This is a genomic window from Mangrovimonas sp. DI 80, assembly GCF_001975575.1.
Classification (GTDB): Bacteria; Bacteroidota; Bacteroidia; order Flavobacteriales; family Flavobacteriaceae; genus Mangrovimonas_A; species Mangrovimonas_A xylaniphaga.
This window is the reverse complement of record NZ_MSDT01000006.1, coordinates 157,704-180,516: the sequence shown is the minus strand read 5'-3', so window position 1 is coordinate 180,516 and position 22,813 is coordinate 157,704. Positions and strand designations below refer to the sequence as shown.

The following is a 22,813-nucleotide window of genomic DNA, read 5'->3' as shown; positions in this document are numbered from 1 at the left end:
GTATTTTTGAGCATTATTTTCAAGAATGCTTTCCGTACTCATACCAACATATAACTATGCTGTTTTGGAGCTTGTAGAAGCCCTTTACAACCAATTGAAAGTTGCAGATATAGATTTTGAAATTTTGTGCTTGGAAGATGGTTCAAATAATGACTTCATTGAAAAGAATAGAGCCATTGAGAATTTTAAGAATACTAGGCAGCTAATCTCAAACACCAATCTTGGAAGAACCAAAGCTAGACAGGTTTTATGCGATTCGGCTAATTATGACTGGCTCTTATTTTTAGATGCCGATGTTATGCCCAAAAAAAGCAGCTTTATCCAGCAATACTTAGATGCTATACCTTTAGGTTCTGAAGCTATTTATGGAGGATTTACCTATCATAAAACAAAGCCCCACAAAGATTATATGTTGCGTTGGAAATATGGAAGAACCAATGAAGAGGTAAAAGCACATATTAGAAACCAAAAGCCTTATAAAGTAATCATATCGGCTAATTGTCTCATCAAAAAAAGAGTCTTCAGTCTAATCAGTTCTAAAATTGAAACTAAGGGATATGGATTTGACAACTATTATGGTGCTCTTCTAAAGGAAAATAGTATAAAAGTCTTACACATAGACAACGAAGTTTACCATTTAGGAATAGAAAAAAGCAACATATACCTCACAAAAAAAGAGCAGGCCGCCGAAACTTTGCTACAGCTAACCAAGGATAATAAAATAGTTAAACATGACAATAGTTTATTGGCTACTTTCACCAAGCTAAAAAAATTAAGACTGAATTATTTAATTTCTTTAGTATTCCAAATGTTCGGCCCTTTGTTAAAAAGAAATTTAACAAGTAAAAATCCTTCAATTTTCATATTGCAGATTTATAGAATTTCATATATGTGCTATAAAGAACTAAACCCTTAAACATGCCGTTTTTCTCAGTAGTCATTCCTCTTTATAATAAAGAAAAGCATATAAAAGGCACCATAAAAAGTGTCCTCAATCAAAGTTTTGGTGATTTTGAAATTATCATCGTCAATGATGGATCTACTGATAACAGTGGAACTATTGTGGATTCCATCCAAGATGAAAGGATCCTTAAATTTGACATTGAGAACAAAGGGGTATGCCATGCTAGAAATTATGGAATATCAAAAGCATTTTCCAAACTAATCGTTTTTTTGGATGCTGATGACTATTGGTATCCATTCCACCTAAGTGATTTAAAACAACTCTATGAGGAGTTTCCGAATTGTGGATTGTATGCAAAAGCGTACTTCAAACAGTTTGAAAATGTTAAAATCGCTTCCATATTCAACAAAATTCCCCAAACTGAAAATTGGAAAGGAATTGTTGATGATTATTTTGCATCGAGTCATATCAATTGTATTGCATGGACTTCTGCTGTTATGGTTCCTAAATCGATTTTTAAGGATGTTGGCAATTTTGACGAAAAAATTACCATGGGAGCTGGGGAAGATATTGATTTATGGATGAGGATTGCCCTTAAATTCCCTGTTGTATTTCATAATAAGGTAAGCGCTATACACATGCTACATACAGAAAACAGAATTTCCAACACAAATACTAATATCAGACAATTCCTTGATTTGGATAAATACAATCCTGAGTCTCAAAGCAACAAATCACTAAAAACTTATCTAGATTTAAACAGATATTCTATTGCCCTTCAATATAAGCTAGCATTTAACAACAAAAAAGCTAACGATTACATAAAAAATCTAGATCGCTCTAACTTAAACTGGAAACAGAATTTACTTTTAAAGGTTAATAGCAGGTTGTTAAAAATATTATTCCAATTAAAATTTAAACTGAGACAAAAGGGCATCAATTTAAGTAGTTACCGATAATTTAAATTCCTCATAATTCCTGATGTATTCAGATTCATCAAATTCAGTCGAGGCCAATACTAGGCACACCGCACCAGATGAAAAATTTTCAATTTCCCTCCAAATACCTGTTGGAATATAAAGACCGTAATTGGGCTTGTTTAGCATGATGCGCTTTCTTTCTAAACCATCATCTACAATTACCTCGAAACTCCCACTTAAAGCTAGGACAATGGATTCCTGTTTTAGATGTGCATGCCCCCCTCGATAGGCATCACTGGGTATATCATACAAATAATAAACCCTCTTTATTGCAAATGGAATGCTATCTTTTTCTACAACTGCCAATTTCCCACGTTCATCATGTACCTGTGGTATTTTTACCAACCCTACCTCTTCAATACTATTTTTCATCAATTAAATTTAAAAGATTCTTCCAATCATCAGCAATACATTTCAAAGAAAATCGCTCTACACTTTGCTTTGCATTGGCTTTACATGTTTGGTACAACACCTCATCAAAGATAAAACTATCCATAGCTTTTGATAAGGCTTCTACATTAAAATTTTCTACCAATACGCCATTTTTACCTGTTACAATAACTTCACTAGGCCCAGACTTACAATCCACAGAAATTACAGGAGTCCCCAATCCCAAGGATTCCGGGATAACCATTGGAAACCCTTCATAACGACTTGTCAACAATGAAAACAAGGCTTTTTTCACATAGGGATAGGGGTTTGCACAATATGCTTTAAACAATACCTTGTCTTCAAGCCCCAACTTACTAACATATTGTTTTAACATTCCATAATCAGGGCCATTACCCAAAATCATCAACTTCACATTTTGCGCTGGAAGTTGGGATTGTTTGTAAGCGTCCAACAAAAGAATAATATTTTTTGCCTCGTTATTTAAACGTCCAAAATAAATAATATAGTCATCTTTTATTTCTTCTGATAGTAACTGTTTTGCTTGTTCAAAATTTTTATTGAAATCGAATCCATTATAGATAGTCGTTATATTTTTTAATCCCAATAGTTCTTTGAACTCTTGATTTGCGGCTTTAGAAACTGTAACCATTTGCTTCTCTTTGTACAACAAAATATTTAACCAACGATAAGCGGTAAAAACAGAACGATAGTTAAAATTATGAAGTACATAAACTACCTTCTGATTTTTATAGAGACTCGAAGTCACCCAATACTCACGCATTGCTGCCGTTCGCGAACGGTTATCAATAATGACATCAAAACATTGCTCCTTTAGATACTTCTTGAAATATCGGAAACGTTTTATACGCCCTAAAATTGAATTATCTTTATCCTTAAATTCCCCTAAATTTAGTAACTCCCCCTTAAATTCGTAAGCAATCTTATTTAAGACGGTTACCATATGGACTTCATACCCTAAACTATTTAGCAAAAAAGATAATTGAGCACAGGAACGCTCAGCTCCTCCCTTCCCTAAAGACGACGCTACAATACAAATTTTCTTGCTTTTTGATTCGGTCATTAATAGCTACCTTTGAGCGCAAATGTATTGAATATAAATGAAGATTTTATTAATTGGGGAGTATAGTAGACTTCATAATTCCCTAAAAGAGGGATTAGAAAAACTTGGACATGAAGTAACAATTGTTGGCTTTGGGGACTATTTTAAAAATTACCCAGTGGATATTAAATTACAATTAAATTATCAACAAGGCCTATCTCGCTTCTTTAAAAGAGTTATTTTCAAGCTTCTTAAAATAGACCTAATTTCCTTAGATATTCAAAGCCAATTTGATAAAGCAAAACACAAATTCACCAACTTTGATATTGTTCAACTTATAAATGAAAATGCCTTCAACACAATTCCCGAAGTTGAAGAAAAACTGCTTGATTATATTTTTCAAAATAATCAAAACGTCTATTTATTATCCTGCGGCACAGATTACACCAGTATAAACTTTGCAATTAATGGAGGTTTCAAATATTCCATACTAACCCCCTATTTTGAAGGAAAAGAAAAAGAAAAGGAGTTTGTTTACGCCTTAAAATTCAGTAAAAAAAACTATAAAAAATTACATCAGTTCATTTTTAAAAACATAAGAGGAGTCATTGCTTCCGATCTGGATTACCACTTACCTCTAGAAGGCCATCGAAAATATCTAGGGATGGTCCCCAATCCTATCAACACGGACATCTTAAAATGTCAACAATTAGGAATTACTGATAAAATAGTCATTTTTCACGGCATTAACACCTCTAAATATTTTAAAAAAGGAAATGACATTTTCGACAAAGCCTTAGCTTTGATAAATGAAAAACACCGTTCTAAAATTGAAATAGTCACGACAAAAGACCTTCCCTATAAAGACTACATAAGAGCTTTTAACCGTGCTCACATTATACTAGATCAAGTATTCGCTTATGACCAAGGCTACAATGCCCTTGAAGCCATGGCAAAAGGAAAAGTAGTATTTACAGGGGCCGAACAAGAATGGCTTGATCATTATGGATTAGAAAAAGACACTGTAGCTATAAATGCCCTTCCAGATCCAATATCCTTGGCCGAAAAGTTAGAATGGTTAATTGAAAACCCTGAAAACATATTGACCATTAGTAAAAATGCTAGAGCGTTTATTGAAAGTGAGCATAATTACATTAATATGGCTAAAGAATATTTAAAAAAATGGGAGGAACAATTGGTTTAAGTCCTAAACTAATCTTCTTTCTGCTTTCCAAAAAGTGGCCTGTAAAAAATTGCCAATAACAACATATAGTACAACAAATAATCTATAAAATGGGCGATTACCACTCCTTTTAAACCAAAAACATCTATTAAATAAATGCTCGCGAAGTACAATAATATAACAGAGAATATTTCACTGAGCATATAATGCCAGAGCATTTTTTTGGCCAAAAATTGATAGCTAACTACCATGGAAAGCACTTTTAGAAAATCACCCAGAAGCTGCCATAAAAACAATTCTTCAACATGAATAAACTCTTTGGTAAAAATGACTTTAATTATCAAGTGGCGGCATAGATAAATAATGAAAAGCCCCAATGCAAATATTGGAACAATAGTTTTGTAAAAATTCCAAACTTCCTTCCTAAACTCAAAATGAGTGTAAATAGCAGCAAACCGAGGCAAAATATACAGCGTCATCAAACTACTGATGAACATTAAATAATAATTGGAAATTCTCCCCATAGCCACCCAATATCCCGCGGATGCTTCTCCTAAATTATCAATTATATGGTTTCTTATCAAAACAGATATCATTGGTAATACCGTAGCAGAAAACAGGGCCATGATTGAAAAAGCACTTAAATTTTTAATACTCTTCAGCTTTATTTTTTTTAATGATATAAAACTGGTTGCCTTCCAAAATTTAGAAACACTAAATAAAGTAATCAGACACAAGACAATTTCAACAGCGGCAATATGAATCAAAGCCCCTGAAAGTTGAAATTTCCAAATAAGGAAGACATTTATAATAACCCCGAGAATTTGAGATAAAATAGTAATAAAAAGAAGCTTCTTTTGTTTGGACAAACCATTTAATACAGCAAACACAAATGTCTTCATAGAATAAAAAGGCAATGCCACGGCCAAAATCTTTATGATATGAACGTAGTTATGTTCATTTGTAAACAAGGCATCGTTCAAATATTGTGCTTGAAAAAAACAATAGGCTCCTACTATTAAAGAAGAGATTATAAGTAGATAGAAAGTAGTGGAAACAGTTTTGCTCAACTCCCTAACATCAGCCTTGAACTCAGCCACATATTTAATAATACCATTATAGAGTCCTAGCGTAGAAAATACCTGAGCCGACGTCATAAAGTCTCTCAAATTCCCTACCAAAGCCATACCGCTTGGCCCAACAAAAATAGCTATGAATTTTGAAGTAATAAATCCTGTTAAAACCCTTATAACAATAGAAATGGAATTTAAGGAGGCTAACTTAATAAGGTGATTATCCCTAAAGAAAGATTTTAATTTCTGCTTCATTTATCCCTTGAGTATTCATATTAATTAGCGTCTTCATGAGTTTTTTTGTTCTCCATTTTTGTCGGCCACAATACCAAAAAGAGAACTTCCAAATATCAACAGTATTACGCCATAGTGCATTAGGTAACTCGCAAAATGCCCCATTACAGCCCCCTTCACCCCAAAATCATCTATTAAGTAAACACTGGAAAAATAAAGCATCACCACTAAAAACAATTGGATGATGATAAAGTGCGTGAACATTTTCTTTGCCAGAAATTGAAATGCAATGACAAAGGAAAGCACCTTGACAAAATCACCTAACAATTGCCATAAAAACAAGCTTTCAACTGGCTGAAATTCTTCTGAAAAAATAATATCAATCAGAAATGACCTTAGGAAATAAATAGCCACCAATCCTAATCCAAATATTGGGATTATAGATTTATAAAAACTAAAAACTTCGGCCCGAAACTCAGTCTTGTTATCAATTTCGCTAAACCTTGGCAAAATATAAAGTGACATTAAAGAATTGACGAACATTAAATAATAATCCGAAATCCGGTTCATGGCTTCCCAATAACCAGCTTCCTTCAGACCAACTTTATCTATAATATAATTTCTAATAAGAATTGACACCAAAGGCAAGGCAAAAGTTGACACCAAGGCCATTAGGGTGAACGGACTGAATTTCTTTAGGATTTCAAAATTGACGCTGGTAATTTTGATAGAAGACACCAGACTTCTCTGGTTCATAAAGCCCACAAATGTTATCAAGAATATCAATGAAGGTGCTATTACTGCAGAAATCAACGCACCATCAATATTATTTTGGTAAATCAGCAGCAAGGTTACCAGTAACCCTAAAATTTGACCGATAATATTAATGATAAGAAGGATCTTGTATTTGGAAAATCCGTTCATAATGGAAAAACTGAACATATTCAGCGAATAGAACGGCAATGCCAGAGCCATAATTTTTATGATATAAGCGTAATTATGAATGGACGAAAACAGAAAATCATTGATAGCATCTGCATTGTAATAGCAGATAAACGCGATGAGCATTGTGGCGATGAATCCAAAATAATAGGCCGAAGACAACGTTTGGCTTAACTTAACCGCATCGTTTTTAAACTCCGCAATATACTTCACCAACCCCTTATAAAACCCTAAAATAGAAAATGATTGAACCGCACTTAAGAAGTTTCGAATATTACCAATAAGTGCCAAACCTTCTACACCAATAAAAATAGCAATTGCCTTTGAAGTAACTATTCCCGCCAAAATTTTGGTAATGATTGTAGCGGAATTTAAATGGGCTACCTTAAATAAAACCTTTGTATTGATATAGTGCAGTAACTTTCTCAATTAGTAGGCATTTAAGATATCAATTACACGGCTTACCTCTTTATCCTCCATAACAGGGCTCATCGGGATACTTATCACTTTTTGATGTATTTGATCGGTTAATGGGAGTGACAAGTTACAAAAATTTATCAAGGCTTCTTGACGATGCGGCGGCGTTGGGTAGTGAATTAACCAACCAATGGCGTTATCATCCAGGTATTTTGAAAAATGATCTCTATTTTCAACCTCTACCACAAACACATGGAACACATGGTTGTCACTTCCATCATAAAAAGGCAACTTTATTTTTGAATTGTTGATCTCTAACAAATATCTACGAGCAACACTTCGACGTTTTTCATTGTCCCTATCTAAATTTGGTAATTTGACACTTAAAAACATGGCCTGCAATTCATCCATCCTGCTATTATAGCCTATATACTCATTTACATATTTTTGCAATCCGCCGTAGTTCCTCAATCCTGAAATACAATTTGCCAACTCCGAGTCATTGGTAACTACCGCACCAGCATCACCCAAAGCTCCAAGATTTTTACTTGGATAAAAGCTAAATCCAGCGGCATCTGACAAATTTCCGGCTTTTATACCTTTTGAATTGACTGCACCATGTGCCTGTGCGGCATCCTCAACTATCAACAAACCATTAGCACTTGCCAAAGAATTGATTGCGTTCATATCGGCCAATTGGCCGTAAAGATGCACTACTAAAATCGCCTTTGTTTTAGGAGATAGATGTCTTTCAATTTCTTCAGCGGAAATATTATAGGTATTCCTATCTGGTTCCACAAAAACAGGAATCAAACCAGCATGCAAGACTGACAAAATACTGGCGATATATGTATTGGCTGGCACAATAACTTCATCTCCTTCCTTTAGTTTCCCCAATTCCATATACCCTTTAAAAATCAGGGTCAGCGCATCCAATCCATTTCCAACTCCTACACAATGTTTGGCACCACAATATTTTGCAAAATTAGCTTCAAATTGTTCTACGCCATTTCCTAAAATATAGTAACCTGTTTCTAAAAACTGTTGAAATTCAAAGTTGAATTTCTCCTCATATTCGGCATTTATTTTATGTAGATCTAGAAATTTAATCATGCTAATTTCAAACGATATATTTCCTGAAGATAAAGATCACAACCCAATTCTTCCTTTTGTTTTAATAATCCTGGATTATACCCTTGTTCGAAGCTATCATCCATAACGGTTCCCATAGAAAAATAGTGTTTCCCTTTTTCTTGGAAATGTTTTATTAAGTGTATGAACAAATAATCAAATGCCCGCAATTTTTCACCTTCTTTGGTAGTTGCTCCATATTGCGATTTTACCACCAATTCATTCTCAAATATGGTGATTCCAGCCAAAATTCTACCCTCATAAAAAATATCAAATTGCCTAATATTATCAGGAAACCTCTCCCTTAACAACTGAATCTCTTCCAAACTATGAACTGGTTTTGTATCAAACCTACTTTGTAAACGTGGCTGTAATACTTCGTTCCAGAACAGAGAAAAGTCTGTACTTTCTTTAATTACAAACCCCATATCACTATTCCGTTTGTAATGCTTAAGCTTCGTTTTGTGAATGGATAAAGGATGAGCATAATCAACGGCCAATACCATAAATGTCTTGGCTAAACTTGCTCCTTTATTTTGAAGCATAAAAGTCATTTCATTGGCTGCCGATCTGCAATAAAAAGAGGGCAAAGTTTTCACATTAAACTGTTTTATCCCTTGTTTTGGCAAAAACTCTAAAATAGCACTTAACATCTCGTTTACCTGCTCAAAACCTATATTGGGCTCCAAAAGTAATCCTCCAAAGGTCAATCCCTGATGTGAATGCAATACTTCCCCAACCCTATTTCCCGGTAACAGAGCATTTAGGACACCGTGCTTAAATACCATAAGAGAAAAATCATGGAACCTATCACTATGATATTCCATAAAATTTCTATGAAATAAAAATGTAGAATTTTTTGCCTTAGCAACAAAAAGGTTCCAAACATCGAAGTCGTTTGGTGTATATAATCTTACAGTAAATTTCAAATCTTTGTTTGGTTAGTTCAAGGGTCCTAAAACTCAAAAATCACGCCTATTACATGACTACTCATAACACTTTTCAAATATAATATTATTTCGATGCCTTAGATAACGGACCTCTGTAGAATTTAAGTTTTCCTTTTGAAGAATAAATAATAGAAGTTGATAAGCAGAATTGCTGCGTTGGTAACAATAATGGGCCATGCCGTCTGCAACATAAACCCATAAATTACAAACAATGCACACCCAACGGAATTAATAATGCGTAACTTCACCAAATCCTTCATGGTAAAAGACAGTAACAATCCAGCTGAGGCAAGATACCCCACCCATTCAGTAAAGCTCACTCCCAAAAATTCCATAATCTTAAATTGATTGATTAAGATAGTGAAAAATGACCTAAAATAAAATACAGACAATAAATCAACCATTTATAATCGTGTTATTAATTCTAATAAAAAGAATTAAGGCAGTAAGGCATTTAATTTATCTGTAATTTTTTTTGCCCCTTGGGCATTTAAATGATCTCCATCAAAAAAGTCATTTTCACTAAAATCTGGATCCGAAAGAAAATTATAGTACTTAGTATTTTTATAGTTACTTTCAATTTGGGAAGCAAAATCCAACATTTTCTGTAGCTGTAAAGGATCTAAATTATCACGATAGGACAAATATCCTGGTAAGGTCACTAATATTAAATTGATATTATTGTCTTGACATAGTTTCGCCATTCTTTCAAATGCCTCAACGTTATCGACATATTGATCATCATTCGAAATAGTATGTCTCTGGGCTGCTCTTAGGCTCGCTAAATCTAAATCCATTGGGGATTGTAAAAACGAATTATCGGCCCATCCCAAGCTATCGCATTGTATTTCTGAATTCCCTAAAACATAATAATCCCATAACCTATCCAGATTAGTTTTCAACTTTAGACTGAATAATTCGGAATGTCTTAATACAGTGGATTTAGTGTTTAAATCAAAATATATGATATAATCCTTCAATCTCCAATTAGCAGATGTCTCCGATAAAGTCTCAAATAATGTGGCATATGACAATCTTACAATAACAGTTTTCAAATTTGAAAGTTCTGGCATAAACTTTTCCAAAATAGCTAAATCTAAATCCGTTGTTTGCGACACAAAACTAGCATTGTAAGCAGAAGCATCTAAATATTCTGGATTAATGCCGTACATACTATGCGAGCTACCCAACACAAGAGTTTCTACATTGCTAGCATATCTTCGCAAATATTCACCTTTAATTTTGTAATCATTAGGTATTTGTCTTAACAAAAGTTCTATTCCCGTTCCAGCAAATAGAATTGGCAGGATAAAAACGATAAAAAGATTACCAAACCTCTTCATTAAAATTGAAAGTATATAAATTGTTGAGGCTTTGCATAAAAATAGAAAATACAGAACACCAAACCATAATAAAAAGTCCACCTATAAGATCTCTTCCATTCACCTCCCAATGTTTCGATGGCATACTCTTTATTTTTCCCAGACCATTCTATAATCATAAAAAAAACTATCATCCCTACCAATAACGCAGCACCAACTCTATTTGAAAACTCAGGAATATTAAACAATGACTCAGAAAAAATTCTCCTCAAATATCCCCATGCAACCTGTAAATCCTTCGCCCTAAAAAATACCCTCACCAATACTAAAAAAGCAAATGTTTTCAATATTCCAATAGTATCAACCATCGAAGGAAACAATGAATTAGAATAAGGCGATTTTTCCTTTTTTTTCCCTATTAAAATTAACGGAACAAAATGAAGCGCATTGATAAACCCATAAACAATAAACTTCCATGCAGCTCCATGCCAAAATCCTATCACAAGAAAAATAAGCAAAGTATTCCTAAGCTGCATTACCTTTGTACCTCTACTCCCTCCTAAAGGAATATAAAAATAGTCCTTGAACCAAGTTGTTAAAGATATATGCCAGCGTCTCCAAAATTCAGCAATACTTCTTGAAAAATAAGGAAATGCAAAATTCTTAGATAAATTAAACCCGAACAATCGTGACACTCCAATGGCAATATCAGAATACCCTGAAAAATCACAGTAAATTTGAATAGTAAATAAAAATGCCCCCAACAACAATGTGCTCCCGGAATAAGCCTCATAATTGGCAAAAAATTCGTCGACATATAGAGCACAATTATCCGCAATGACCATTTTCTTGAATAGCCCCCAAAGCACCTGCTTTAAACCGTCTACAGACTTTTCATGACTAAATACTCTTTTGGATTCAAACTGAGGCAATAGTTTTTTGGCGCGTTCAATTGGACCGGCCACCAATTGAGGAAAAAAGCTAACAAAAGCCATAAAACTAATAAAATGTTTATTGGGTTCAAGTTCCCTCCTATAAATATCTATAGTATAGCTAAGGGTTTGAAAGGTATAAAAGCTTATCCCTACAGGTAATATGATTTCAAGGCTACTATACCGTAATTCCCCCCCAAAAAACGTATAAGCTTGTACAAAATTTTCCAAGAAGAAATTGCTGTACTTAAAATACCCAAGTAAGCCCAAATTAACAGCAACACTGGTTAACAAAAGTAACTGCCTCCTTTTTATAGGCTCAGTTTTAGACAGCTGCAGACCTATAACATAATCTACAGTAGTACTCAGAAATATCAAACTTAAAAACCTCCAATCCCACCAACCATAGAACACATAACTGACAACTACTATAAATATATTTTGACCTTTAATACTTTTATTGAATACAAACCAATAGAACAAAAAAACTATTGGAAGAAACAAAGCAAAGTCTATTGAATTAAATAACATTAAAAACTTCCTTTTATATTAACATTCCTTTGGATTTGTCCATTTTCACAAAAAATGACTTTAGAGAATGCGTAATAAAAATTTTATTCCATAAAGATGGCGAAGATAACTAAAATGGGAAGAGTTCTTTTCTATTTGAACACTTTTCACAATTTACAATCCAAAAGATCCATCAAGGAGGTATCACAAAATAAATGGCCTTGAATAATTCTTTTGACATATATTTACAACCCAAAATTCCAATAAACGTGTCGGGCAAACTCACAGAAAAGACATACTATTATAGCATATTTTTAATTTTTGCAGTTGGATTCCTAATTGTAAATTACAAACCAATAGAAATAGTAAATGACTCATTGGAGTATTTAAATATTTCTATAAACAGATCTGCGGGCTATCCTATTTTTTTACATATTATAAAAACCATTTTTGGTTCCTATTTTGACCCTGCGACAAAAGCAATACAATATTTGCTAGGAGTTTCTGGAATTTACTTTTTTATATCAACTTTAAAAAAACATTTAAACTTAGATTGCATTTGGCTAATCCTTTTAACCTTTGTTTTAATTATTCCCTACCTCTACAATCAAACATTAGCCAATGTCTTTTTATCGGAGGCACTTTCCTATCCACTTTACCTAACAACAACCGCACTTTTTTTAAATGCAACTATATCCAATCGTTTCAAACCTTTAATTATATCTCTTCCCTTTCTTTTTCTTTTAATACAGACCCGTAGTCAATTTTTGTTTTTGGTGCCTATTGCCATTGGTATATTAATTTGGATGTTCATAGTCCAAAAGAAATTGAACAACTCATGGTTATTAATCCTATTCTTTATATTTCCTTTACTCACATCCCTAGGTGATAAAACATATCATAAATTGGTTCATGGGTATTTTGTAAATACTCCTTGGACAGGTATACACTTAATGACCCCTGCCTTTTTTGTTTCGGATGCAGAAGACTTTTCAATATACAAATCAAAGGATGAACAGGAGTTTTATAAAAAAACCTTTTCAGAATTAGCTAAAAAGAATTTGAACATCCATAGTTTCCAGGCCAGCTCCAATAAAAAGGATGAAGTTGTGGTCTATACCGAGAATTATAGTGAAATTGCCAATTCTACTATTTTACCCATTGGAACAGATCATGTTGATCAAGAACTAAGCAATGAGAAAAAGTTGATATCGGTGGACAGGATGACCAAGCGAATGAGTATTCCTTTAATTATAAACAATTTTAGACCTTGGTTAAAATTATACATTAAAAATTTAACCCAGGCCTTTGGAAATGCCAAATACACCTTATTATTAATAATAATCATGCTATTTAGTTTTATAAAAGTTTTAAAAACCAACATTGTAGAATACAGGGTTATTTTCATAATTTCAATGCTCAGCCTCCTCAATGTTGTACTAGTATCAATTGGAATGCACACTTTAAAGCGTTTTACATTTTATAATGATTGGGTATTTTTCCTAATTATCTTTTCACTAATAAATTCATCTACATTTAATAGCCTTAAGCCATGCAAATAGAACTATCTGTCGTTATGCCTTGCCTGAACGAGGCTGAAACTTTAGAAACTTGCATTAAAAAAGCGAACCTATTTTTTTCGAAAAACAATATAAACGGGGAAATCATAATTGCTGACAATGGTAGTACTGATGATTCCATTCATATTGCAAAAAGATTAAAAGCAACGGTTGTCAACATAAAAGAAAAAGGCTATGGAAGCGCCCTAAAAGGAGGCATTGAAGCAGCCCGAGGCACCTATATAATAATGGGAGATGCAGATGACAGCTATGACTTTGAATCTCTTCTGCCATTTTTACAAAAGCTTCGCAAAGGAACTGATCTAGTTATGGGTAACCGATTTAAAGGAGGTATAAAAAAAGACGCAATGCCTTTTCTACACAAGTATTTGGGCAACCCTGTTTTATCATTCATCGGAAGGCTCTTTTACAAAATCGACATTGGAGATTTTCATTGTGGTTTAAGAGGATTCTCTAAAGAAGCCTATAAAAAAATGGATCTAAAAACTCCAGGAATGGAATTTGCATCAGAAATGATCGTAAAATCAAAACTTAAAAATCTAAAAATTACTGAGGTGCCAACAGTTTTGCACCCTGATGGGAGGAGTAGAAAACCTCATTTAAAAACTTGGAGTGATGGCTGGAGACATCTGCGCTTTTTATCATTATACAGCCCAAATTGGCTTTTCTTATATCCTGCAATATGCCTAATGTTTTTAGGGCTAATTAGTTCAACAATTCTGATTATGAAACCTATTCATTTTGGAAATATTGCATTTGATATCCACACCCTTTTATATACAACTAGTGCAATCTTAATAGGGTTTCAATTCTTTGTTTTTTATTGTATGACTAAGATTTACGCAGTTGAAAATGATTTGTTACCAAAAAGCAATCGCTATGATAAACTGTTTAAATACATCAATTTAGAACGTGGTTTAATATTGGGCATAGGTATGTTCCTTTTTGGAATTTCTTTGAGTTATTATGGGGTATCGATTTGGAAACATTCTGGCTTCGGAAATTTAAATCCTACGAATACCCTACGGGTAGTTATACCTGCAGTTTTCACAATGCTACTTGGTGTTCAAGTGGTCTTGTTTAGTCTATTTTTCAGTATTTTGGGATTAAAAAACAAATAATAGGTATCCAACTATCATCTTGCCGAAAAGTTTCTATCAATCACTTTACTAAAAAAACAATAAATCTTTATTTACTTTAAACCTATTCTTTCCTTAAAAAAACAACCTCCCCCTCCTCATCTATATACTGATAGACACCAAAAGGGGCCCCTTCCTTAAGAACAACAAAACTGGTATCAGACTCCAAATTCTCCAAATACTTTGGATTTTCACTAAGATAGGAAAACAACACTCTAAAGAGATTCACATTTGTTTTAAGATCCTTATCATAATTCATTGGGTTCTCCGGCCATTTAACAGCTAGGGCCGTTGAAAAAATAGAATAAATCAAATCCCTATTAGTTTGCTTTTCCTTACATTCCAATGTATAATCCATTCCAACAAACCCCCCATGATCTGCCACAATTACGATTAATGCATTATCATCATGTGTTTGGATTAGCTGTACCATTTCCTTAAGCCAGTCGTTGGCGGACTTCAACTTTTCAAGATAATTCAAACGCTCCTTTTCCTTTCCCAATGACCGATTTTTGTAAGTGGTAATATGCCCTGGGGAAATTTTTTCTATAAAATAAAAATTAGGCTCATTGGTTTGATTCTGCAAAGAATTTTCTAAATCAGCTTTTAGATCTTTTGTTATCTCAAAACCTCTTGCTAAAAATGACAGGTCATCTTGGGCTATATTGCAAAAATCATATTGTAGTTCTGGTTTGTTAAGTAGTAAATAGGACTTCTCCAAAAGCAAAGACGTGTTATAGCCGTTTTTCTTAAAAACTGGGACCACTGAGTTTTGCCCCACAATGATATCCCTAGCATTATAAAACTCATTTTCACCTTTTGGCGGGTTATTGTAATAATGATGTTTCATTGCAAACATCGAAGAGTTAGAACTAAGTGTGGAGAAGTAATTGCTTCTAAAACCTTCATAAAGTGTGAAACCATTATCTTGTAAAAATCCCTCTAACTGGCTATTATCAAAATTATAATAACCTCTTTTCAGCTCTTCAAAATTAGGATAGCCATCTGGTTGAATTACATATACGTTTGGTTTTCTTGTAAACTTGACTTCTTCAATATTATCAGATAAGCTCATCCATGTTCTATCATAAGAAACATGTCTTTGAATATTCGCTATTAATTTTGGCACTGCCAACAAGATCAATATAAATTGAATGACCAATATTTTCTTGAAATGTTTTTGAAGTAAAAAACCCAACCCCAAAGCGGCTACTGTCACCAAAAGATATCTCTTTTTACCAACACCATAAGTACTCAGTATCATTAGCCCTCCAAAAAGCACAAAATTAAGAACAGGCAAAACATAGCCATATTTTTTTTGTGACAATACCTTTTTGGAAATTACTGAAACAATCTGAAAAACAACAATAGGGACAACAAGAAACCACAACACAAATAGTACAAATTGCCCCCAGGAATTTACCAATGAAAAATTATTATTATAATAATAAATCAGAGGGTACAATCCTGCTCCCAAAGCACTTAATATTGGATATTGTTTATCGTTGGTCGTAAATTCTACTAATCGTTCCCTTAATTTATTTGGCATTCTTTGATTTTAACAAATACATGATCCGATGCGAATTAGCAATCGTTTCTTTTTTCTCCAAACTAAAGTAGTTCATAAATTCTTCTTCAAAATTTTCTTGATTATAAAAATCAAAATGTCCCTTGAATTCAGATTTAGCATTTAACAGTCGTTGCACCCATGAGTCTTCTCTTTTGGGAAATTCAATAATTAGATAGTTGGAAAAAGCAGCAAAAAACTCAGCTGACTTTTTAAAAGGCACATTCCCTGAAAGAGATATGTGATGTATCACCGCCAAAGCCAGGGTAATATCTGGAGAAAATTTCTGTAGCCTTTCCTTAAATGAAAATCGCTCATCGTTATTAAACCCAATAGATGCCGATGGATTTAAAACGTCCTGCACAAAAGGAGTCATATAAATTTCCTTCCTACTTTTAACTTCCCTGTAATTAATATCTACCGCATTATTGTCAATATCGCATACCAAAGCCTGTTTTAGCTCCGTATCTATCTTTCTAACAAAAGTACCATCGTTACCACCTACATCTATAAGTGTTTTGGCTCCGGTTTCCTTTACCCAAGCATTCACTATTTTTTCCTTTTGCAGAAAGGCATCACTTGTATAATTGGTTTTGTTATAATAATCACCCCATTCGCTAGCCTCCTTAAGTGTCAACCTCTTAATATATTCGTAAAGACTTTTAATTATTTTTTGTTGAGCACCTTTGGATAATGTTCCATGCTTCACTTCCCCTTTATAATCTTCGCTATGCTTATCTTCATATTTAGATAATAAATGAATGTTGGAATATAAAAACGGAGAAAGCTTCGTTTTGACAGGCAACATTGACGATAATAGTTTCACAGGAATTCCATCAATAAAACTGTGCATCAATTTCAAGGATTGCCCTCCATGATAATGGGCTAACACCAATGGCCCAAAGAAATGACTAATAAATTGTTTATATGCCCGCCAAGGAGAATTGTCTTGATAAAAATCGAAAGACAATGTATCTATAAAAATTGCTTTGCCCAAATGAAAAGTCACATTAAAGGCTGTTGCATCTTTCAGTGAAAAATCATGTTCCAAACAGAATTTCTGTAACTTTAAGGTTAAAAGAGCTGCTTCCTTATATTGGTTGAAACTCCATTCATAAGGATATGTTACAAAAGGAATAAATTCAGGCTGGATAACAACTCCTGTATTGTCTTCCGTAATTTCCTTGTGAGGAATCAACAGTCCTGCTTTGATTAATTTCTGATAAAAACCAGACTCCTTTAATGCTATATATTGCTTAAAATAAAGGGGAGATATCTGTCTTTTTAAAATATTTCCCTCTGTAAAAACATACCCAGAAGGGTCTCTGAAGGAAGAAGAGTGTTGAATCTTATCGGTCACTATTCTCGGTATTTTCTATATCCTTGTCAGTAACATCTATATCGTCAAAAAGCTCTTCATTTTTATCCTGTGAAAAACCAAAGAGTGATTTGATCTTAAACATCAAATTTTTAGAAAACAAGACAACACCAGCAACTGCAGCAATAACGGCTTGTACAACCATCGCCCCTAAACCAGGATCAAAATATAGAAAATGTACCATTCTTCTTTTTTCTGTAAAGATAGGAAACCCGTGAGACCTATAAACAAAAAAGAGAAACCTTTATGGCTTCTCTTTTTTTATGATGTTTTGTAACATCCATATATTAGATGTTCTTATTACGCTTACGCTCTACTTCCGTCAATAAAATTTTACGGATACGTAAGTGGTTTGGAGTAACCTCTACATATTCATCCTTTTGGATGTATTCCAAGGCTTCTTCCAAAGAGAATTTAATAGCAGGTACAATTCTAGCTTTATCATCTGCTCCAGCCGAACGTACGTTACTTAATTTTTTCGTCTTGGTAATATTTACTGTCATATCATCTTGACGAGAGTTTTCACCAATTACCTGACCTTCGTAAATATCTTCTCCTGGATCTACAAAGAATTTACCTCTATCCTGTAACTTATCAATAGAGTAAGGAATTGCTTGCCCTTTTTCCATAGATACCAACGATCCATTTTGACGCTCAGGGATGCCTCCTTTTAAAGGTTGGTATTCTTTAAAGCGGTGTGCCATAATAGCCTCACCTGCTGTAGCTGTCAACAATTGATTACGCAAACCTATAATTCCACGAGATGGCACCATAAATTCAATCACCATACGATCTCCTTTAGCTTCCATACTCAACATTTCTCCCTTACGCATGGTCACTAATTCAACTGCCTTACCAGAAACGTTTTCAGGCAAATCGATAGTCATCTCCTCTACTGGCTCACATTTCTCACCATCAATTTCCTTGATGATTACCTGTGGCTGTCCAATTTGAAGTTCATACCCTTCACGACGCATCGTTTCAATCAACACAGACAAGTGAAGTACCCCACGACCAAATACCAGAAACTTATCGGCACTATCTGTTTCCTGAACACGTAAGGCCAAGTTTTTCTCCAATTCTTTTGTCAAGCGCTCTTTGATGTGACGAGATGTTACAAACTTTCCGTCTTTTCCAAAGAAAGGAGAATCGTTAATAGTAAACAACATACTCATTGTTGGCTCATCAATGGCGATAGTTTTTAAAGCCTCTGGATTTTCAAAATCGGCAACAGTGTCTCCAATTTCAAAACCTTCTAATCCAACAATAGCACAGATATCTCCAGTTTGTACGTGATCTACTTTTACACGTCCAAGACCTTCAAATACATGAAGCTCTTTAATTTTATTTTTAACCACAGTTCCATCACGCTTTACCAACGAAATGTTCTGTCCTGCCTTCAATTCTCCACGAGTCAAACGTCCAATAGCAATACGTCCTGTAAAGCTTGAGAAATCTAATGAAGTGATCAACATTTGAGTAGTTCCTTCATCAAATTTTGGCGCAGGAATATGCTCAATTACCATATCCAATAATGGCTCGATGTTTTCAGTCTGGTTTTTCCAGTCGTCACTCATCCAATTGTTTTTCGCCGAACCATAAACTGTTGGGAAATCCAACTGCCACTCTTCCGCCCCAAGTTCAAACATCAGGTCGAATACCTTCTCATGAACTTCTTCCGGAGTACAGTTTTCTTTATCAACTTTATTTACTACCACACAAGGCTTCAAACCTAGGTCGATAGCTTTTTGCAATACGAATCTTGTTTGCGGCATTGGCCCTTCAAAAGCATCTACCAACAACAATACACCATCGGCCATGTTAAGAACACGCTCTACTTCTCCACCAAAATCGGCGTGACCAGGAGTGTCAATAATATTGATTTTAGTGTCTTTATAAGTTACGGACACATTCTTGGAAGTAATGGTAATTCCTCTTTCACGTTCCAAGTCGTTATTATCCAAAATAAGATCTCCTGTGTTTTCGTTTTCGCGAAACAGTTGACAGTGGTACATGATCTTATCAACCAACGTTGTTTTACCGTGGTCTACGTGAGCAATAATTGCTATGTTTTTAATATTAGCCATAATGACGCCTTATTTTAAGCGTGCAAAGGTACATTAAATTCCTTTGGAAAAAGGAATTATCATTAATTATTAGCATCCTACCATATAATTTTTCAAAGTCTTCAACTTAACTCTAAACCTTCCAAGCAACCAACTGAATGTAAACATCTTAAAACTTCCATCATTCTATTAAAGATTTATTAATTTAGTTAATTCTATGTTAGAATAATCCAAAAACAGGGGTTCAATACGTATATTTATAAGAAGAATGACCTACCATAAATCACTTCACCTACTTAACATCAAGAAACAATTCACATTTTAGTCAAAAATGAACCTTATTCAAAAATATTCGAAATTCATCCCCTACCTATATTTTCTATCGGTGATTGCATTTTGGTTTACAGACGTTAATAGACATCTAGGAATTGAGGCCTACCCTATTTTAATCTTCGCTCTGCCTTTTGTATGGCAGCTCATAAAGCCAAGTAAACAACTCAACTTTTCATTGGGAATTACCTTTGTTTGCCTGTCCTCTTATATGATTTGGGCCTATCTCTCAGATGCCCTCAATATCATTCAATTTTCAGGTTTCATAAAAAGATTTGTGCTCTATAGCGGACTCTTTGTTTTTGCCAATTTTATCATGTCTCTTTGGATGATACGAAACAGTATTAAAAAAAGCTTTTAAATATGTATCTTTGCGGCTTAATTTAGAAAAATCAAGCAGATGAAACTCAGCGATGTCCCTAAGATAAAACACACCAATTCAAACAATTTCTTCTTATTGGCTGGCCCATGTGCCATTGAAGGCGAAGACATGGCAATGCGTATTGCAGAAAAAGTGGTTGGCATTACCAACAAATTGGAAATTCCTTATGTATTTAAAGGAAGTTTCAAAAAGGCCAACAGAAGTAGAATTGATAGTTTCACGGGTATTGGAGATGAAAAAGCGCTTAAGATTTTACAAAAAGTTTCCAAAGAATTTGACATCCCAACCGTAACGGACATTCACGAGATTTCAGATGCTGCCAAAGCTGCCGAATATGTAGACGTGCTTCAAATTCCTGCTTTTTTGGTAAGACAAACGGATTTGGTTGTAGCTGCTGCTGAAACCGGTAAAGTAGTTAACCTTAAAAAAGGACAGTTTATGAGTCCTGAAGCCATGAAACATGCGGTGCAAAAAGTTAAGGATTCCGGGAGCGACAAAGCTTGGATAACCGACCGAGGTACTATGTTTGGCTATCAAGATATGATTGTTGACTTTAGGGGCATCCCAACCATGAAGCAATACGCTCCTGTGGTGTTGGACGTAACGCATTCTCTTCAACAACCCAACCAAACAGTAGGTGTAACAGGCGGAAGACCAGATATGATTGAAACTATTGCCCGCGCAGGGGTGGTAAACAATGTTGACGGTTTATTTATTGAAACACACTTTGACCCGGCCAATGCCAAAAGTGATGGAGCGAACATGTTGCATTTGGACAACTTGGAAAACCTTCTTACAAACCTTGTTGCAATCAGAAAAACAATTAACTCTTTATAAGGTCCCCGATAAATGAGAATACGCACAATTCCTTCATTATTGGGGGTAATTTTTGCTTTGAGCTCTACAGTAGCCCAAGCACAAACTGCAGATACCATTAAATATACCGCTTCCCAAAAAGGGAAGCTCTTTTTTAGTTGGGGAGGCAACAGGGAAGTCTATTCAAAATCGGATATCCATTTTAAGGGTGAAAACTACGATTTCACGATAAAGGAGGCCACGGCCCACGATAAACCAAAAGGCTGGCATATCGATTACATCAACCCTACACGCATCACCATTCCGCAAACCAATGCCAAATTGGGCTATTTTGTTTCCGACCATTATTATGTTTCCATTGGTGTGGACCATATGAAATACGTCATGGAACGTGATAAAACCAGAACAGTTGATGGATATATCGATTTACCTACTTCTGAGGAAGGCTCACAATACAACGGGATTTATGATAATGAAGAATTTTTGGTTTCTGCCGATTTTTTAAAGTTTGAACATACCAACGGATTAAACTATGTGTATGTTGAAGTTGGTAGGTCTGATGATATTTCATCTATTTTTCACCTTCCAAATACCGATAAATTCCAAATCAACTTGATGGAAGGCATAGGTGGCGGTGTTCTATACCCTAAAACCAATACCACATTATTGAACAAAGACCGTTATGATGAATTTCACATTTCGGGATATGGTTTTTCAGTAAACGCAGGTATCAACTTTACGTTCTTTAAATACTTTTTCATTCAAACAGACGTAAAAGGCGGTTACATTAATATGCCAGATATTAGAACTACAAGCAATGTTAAGGAAAGTGCCTCCCAGCATTTTTTCTTCTTGCAAAGCATTATAGCTGTTGGTGGGATTTTCAGAGTTTAGATTCTGAACCTCCCACATCACATTTTATTGATTTACAAGAATTGTTATAATTTTGTAACTCCTAAGCCAAACAAAAGGTCATGATTCAAATTAGAGAAGCAACCAAAGAAGACATTCCATTTATTACTGCACTTTTCAGGGATACCATCCAGAATGTTAACAGTAAGGACTATTCTGAAAAACAGATAGAAGTTTGGGCTTCTGGTGCCAATGATATCGAGAAATGGGAAGAACGCATTGAGTCGCTTTATTTCATTGTTGCCGAACAAGATGACACCATCACAGGCTTTGCCTACCTTAAAAACGGTAATTATCTAGACGGACTTTTTGTACACAAGGATTACCAGCGCCAGGGCATTGCCTCTAAACTTTTAAGAGTTATGGAATCTTATGCCATTGGAGAAGGCTTTGAAGAGATGCGCTCTGATGTTAGCAAAACAGCACTTCCCTTTTTCGAGAACCATTATTTTGATGTCATCAAAAAACAGAAGAAACCCTTTAAAGGCATCGTGTTCCAAAACTATTTGGTGAGTAAAGCTTTATAAGCTTTTGATCATTGATCTCTACTTAGGTCTATTACTATAATCTTTCATTCCTTAAACCTCTAGATTTTTTTTTCATAAAAACATA

22 protein-coding genes are annotated in these 22,813 nt (G+C 34.4%); 9 read left to right on the top strand and 13 right to left on the bottom strand.

The genetic code is table 11. The features are described from left to right. Nucleotides 1–25 precede the first annotated feature (25 nt). Both BKM32_RS12710 and BKM32_RS12705 read left to right on the top strand, forming a co-directional pair. Nucleotides 26–916 (top strand): glycosyltransferase family 2 protein, encoded by an 891-nt coding sequence (locus BKM32_RS12710; RefSeq protein ID WP_076664138.1) that lies wholly within the window; start codon nt 26–28, stop codon nt 914–916. Nucleotides 917–918: 2 nt separating this feature from the next. Continuing rightward, on the top strand, nt 919–1,863 hold the full coding sequence (locus BKM32_RS12705; RefSeq protein ID WP_076664137.1) for a glycosyltransferase family A protein: 945 nt from the start codon (nt 919–921) through the stop codon (nt 1,861–1,863). Here BKM32_RS12705 and BKM32_RS12700 read toward each other — a convergent pair. After that, a complete protein-coding gene (locus BKM32_RS12700) occupies nt 1,846–2,256 on the bottom strand; it encodes an FdtA/QdtA family cupin domain-containing protein (protein WP_076664136.1) in 411 nt (136 codons plus the stop codon). The genes BKM32_RS12705 and BKM32_RS12700 overlap by 18 nt on opposite strands. Next, complete coding sequence (locus BKM32_RS12695; RefSeq protein WP_076664135.1) at nt 2,246–3,358, bottom strand: glycosyltransferase; 1,113 nt, start codon at nt 3,356–3,358, stop codon at nt 2,246–2,248. Before BKM32_RS12695 ends, BKM32_RS12700 begins: the two co-directional genes overlap by 11 nt. Nucleotides 3,359–3,395: 37 nt before the next feature. Between BKM32_RS12695 and BKM32_RS12690 the strand changes: the two genes are divergently transcribed. Next, entirely contained in the window at nt 3,396–4,541 is a 1,146-nt protein-coding gene (locus BKM32_RS12690) for a glycosyltransferase (protein ID WP_076664134.1), read from the top strand. An 8-nt stretch (nt 4,542–4,549) separates the two neighbouring features. On the opposite strand, the gene BKM32_RS12685 is transcribed toward BKM32_RS12690, so the two are convergent. From BKM32_RS12685 to BKM32_RS12655, 7 genes are all read right to left on the bottom strand, one after another. Beyond that, nucleotides 4,550–5,848, bottom strand: coding sequence for an O-antigen translocase (locus BKM32_RS12685; protein WP_076664133.1), 1,299 nt, complete (start codon nt 5,846–5,848; stop codon nt 4,550–4,552). A gap of 33 nt (nt 5,849–5,881) precedes the next feature. Next, the gene (locus BKM32_RS12680; protein ID WP_076664132.1) at nt 5,882–7,198 is read right to left on the bottom strand and encodes an O-antigen translocase; all 1,317 of its coding nucleotides are present in this window, start codon (nt 7,196–7,198) and stop codon (nt 5,882–5,884) included. Next, nucleotides 7,199–8,299: a DegT/DnrJ/EryC1/StrS aminotransferase family protein gene (locus BKM32_RS12675; RefSeq protein ID WP_076664131.1), complete on the bottom strand. Its 1,101-nt coding sequence runs from the start codon at nt 8,297–8,299 to the stop codon at nt 7,199–7,201. It lies immediately after the preceding gene. Continuing rightward, nucleotides 8,296–9,144, bottom strand: a complete 849-nt coding sequence (locus BKM32_RS12670; RefSeq protein ID WP_123812128.1) for a GNAT family N-acetyltransferase — start codon at nt 9,142–9,144, stop codon at nt 8,296–8,298. The genes BKM32_RS12675 and BKM32_RS12670 overlap by 4 nt, the downstream gene beginning before the upstream one ends. Nucleotides 9,145–9,368: 224 nt before the next feature. Next, a complete protein-coding gene (locus BKM32_RS12665) occupies nt 9,369–9,602 on the bottom strand; it encodes a hypothetical protein (RefSeq protein WP_053991468.1) in 234 nt (77 codons plus the stop codon). A gap of 102 nt (nt 9,603–9,704) precedes the next feature. Then, nucleotides 9,705–10,610: a hypothetical protein gene (locus BKM32_RS12660; RefSeq protein WP_076664129.1), complete on the bottom strand. Its 906-nt coding sequence runs from the start codon at nt 10,608–10,610 to the stop codon at nt 9,705–9,707. Further along, complete coding sequence (locus BKM32_RS12655; protein WP_076664128.1) at nt 10,610–12,052, bottom strand: MBOAT family protein; 1,443 nt, start codon at nt 12,050–12,052, stop codon at nt 10,610–10,612. The genes BKM32_RS12660 and BKM32_RS12655 overlap by 1 nt, the downstream gene beginning before the upstream one ends. Nucleotides 12,053–12,252: 200 nt before the next feature. On the opposite strand from BKM32_RS12655, the gene BKM32_RS12650 reads away from it, so the two are divergent. Further along, entirely contained in the window at nt 12,253–13,593 is a 1,341-nt protein-coding gene (locus BKM32_RS12650; RefSeq protein ID WP_123812119.1) for a hypothetical protein, read from the top strand. Beyond that, complete coding sequence (locus tag BKM32_RS12645; RefSeq protein WP_053975781.1) at nt 13,584–14,732, top strand: glycosyltransferase family 2 protein; 1,149 nt, start codon at nt 13,584–13,586, stop codon at nt 14,730–14,732. The genes BKM32_RS12650 and BKM32_RS12645 overlap by 10 nt, the downstream gene beginning before the upstream one ends. Nucleotides 14,733–14,814: 82 nt before the next feature. Here BKM32_RS12645 and BKM32_RS12640 read toward each other — a convergent pair whose 3' ends face one another. From BKM32_RS12640 to typA, 4 genes are all read right to left on the bottom strand, one after another. Then, nucleotides 14,815–16,299 (bottom strand): sulfatase-like hydrolase/transferase, encoded by a 1,485-nt coding sequence (locus BKM32_RS12640; protein WP_076664126.1) that lies wholly within the window; start codon nt 16,297–16,299, stop codon nt 14,815–14,817. Next, the gene (locus tag BKM32_RS12635) at nt 16,289–17,677 is read right to left on the bottom strand and encodes a nodulation protein NoeA (RefSeq protein ID WP_076664125.1); all 1,389 of its coding nucleotides are present in this window, start codon (nt 17,675–17,677) and stop codon (nt 16,289–16,291) included. Before BKM32_RS12635 ends, BKM32_RS12640 begins: the two co-directional genes overlap by 11 nt. After that, nucleotides 17,667–17,879, bottom strand: coding sequence for a hypothetical protein (locus BKM32_RS12630; RefSeq protein WP_053991471.1), 213 nt, complete (start codon nt 17,877–17,879; stop codon nt 17,667–17,669). Before BKM32_RS12630 ends, BKM32_RS12635 begins: the two co-directional genes overlap by 11 nt. A 103-nt stretch (nt 17,880–17,982) precedes the next feature. Further along, complete coding sequence (typA, locus tag BKM32_RS12625; protein ID WP_053975784.1) at nt 17,983–19,782, bottom strand: translational GTPase TypA; 1,800 nt, start codon at nt 19,780–19,782, stop codon at nt 17,983–17,985. Nucleotides 19,783–20,092: 310 nt separating this feature from the next. Here typA and BKM32_RS12620 point away from each other — a divergent pair, with 310 nt between their 5' ends. From BKM32_RS12620 to BKM32_RS12605, 4 genes are all read left to right on the top strand, one after another. Further along, nucleotides 20,093–20,452, top strand: a complete 360-nt coding sequence (locus BKM32_RS12620) for a hypothetical protein (RefSeq protein WP_053975785.1) — start codon at nt 20,093–20,095, stop codon at nt 20,450–20,452. Nucleotides 20,453–20,491: 39 nt separating this feature from the next. Then, entirely contained in the window at nt 20,492–21,310 is an 819-nt protein-coding gene (kdsA, locus tag BKM32_RS12615; protein ID WP_076664124.1) for a 3-deoxy-8-phosphooctulonate synthase, read from the top strand. A gap of 12 nt (nt 21,311–21,322) precedes the next feature. Further along, the gene (locus BKM32_RS12610) at nt 21,323–22,183 is read left to right on the top strand and encodes a hypothetical protein (protein WP_076664123.1); all 861 of its coding nucleotides are present in this window, start codon (nt 21,323–21,325) and stop codon (nt 22,181–22,183) included. An 80-nt stretch (nt 22,184–22,263) separates the two neighbouring features. Beyond that, complete coding sequence (locus BKM32_RS12605; RefSeq protein ID WP_076664122.1) at nt 22,264–22,728, top strand: GNAT family N-acetyltransferase; 465 nt, start codon at nt 22,264–22,266, stop codon at nt 22,726–22,728. Nucleotides 22,729–22,813 lie beyond the last annotated feature (85 nt).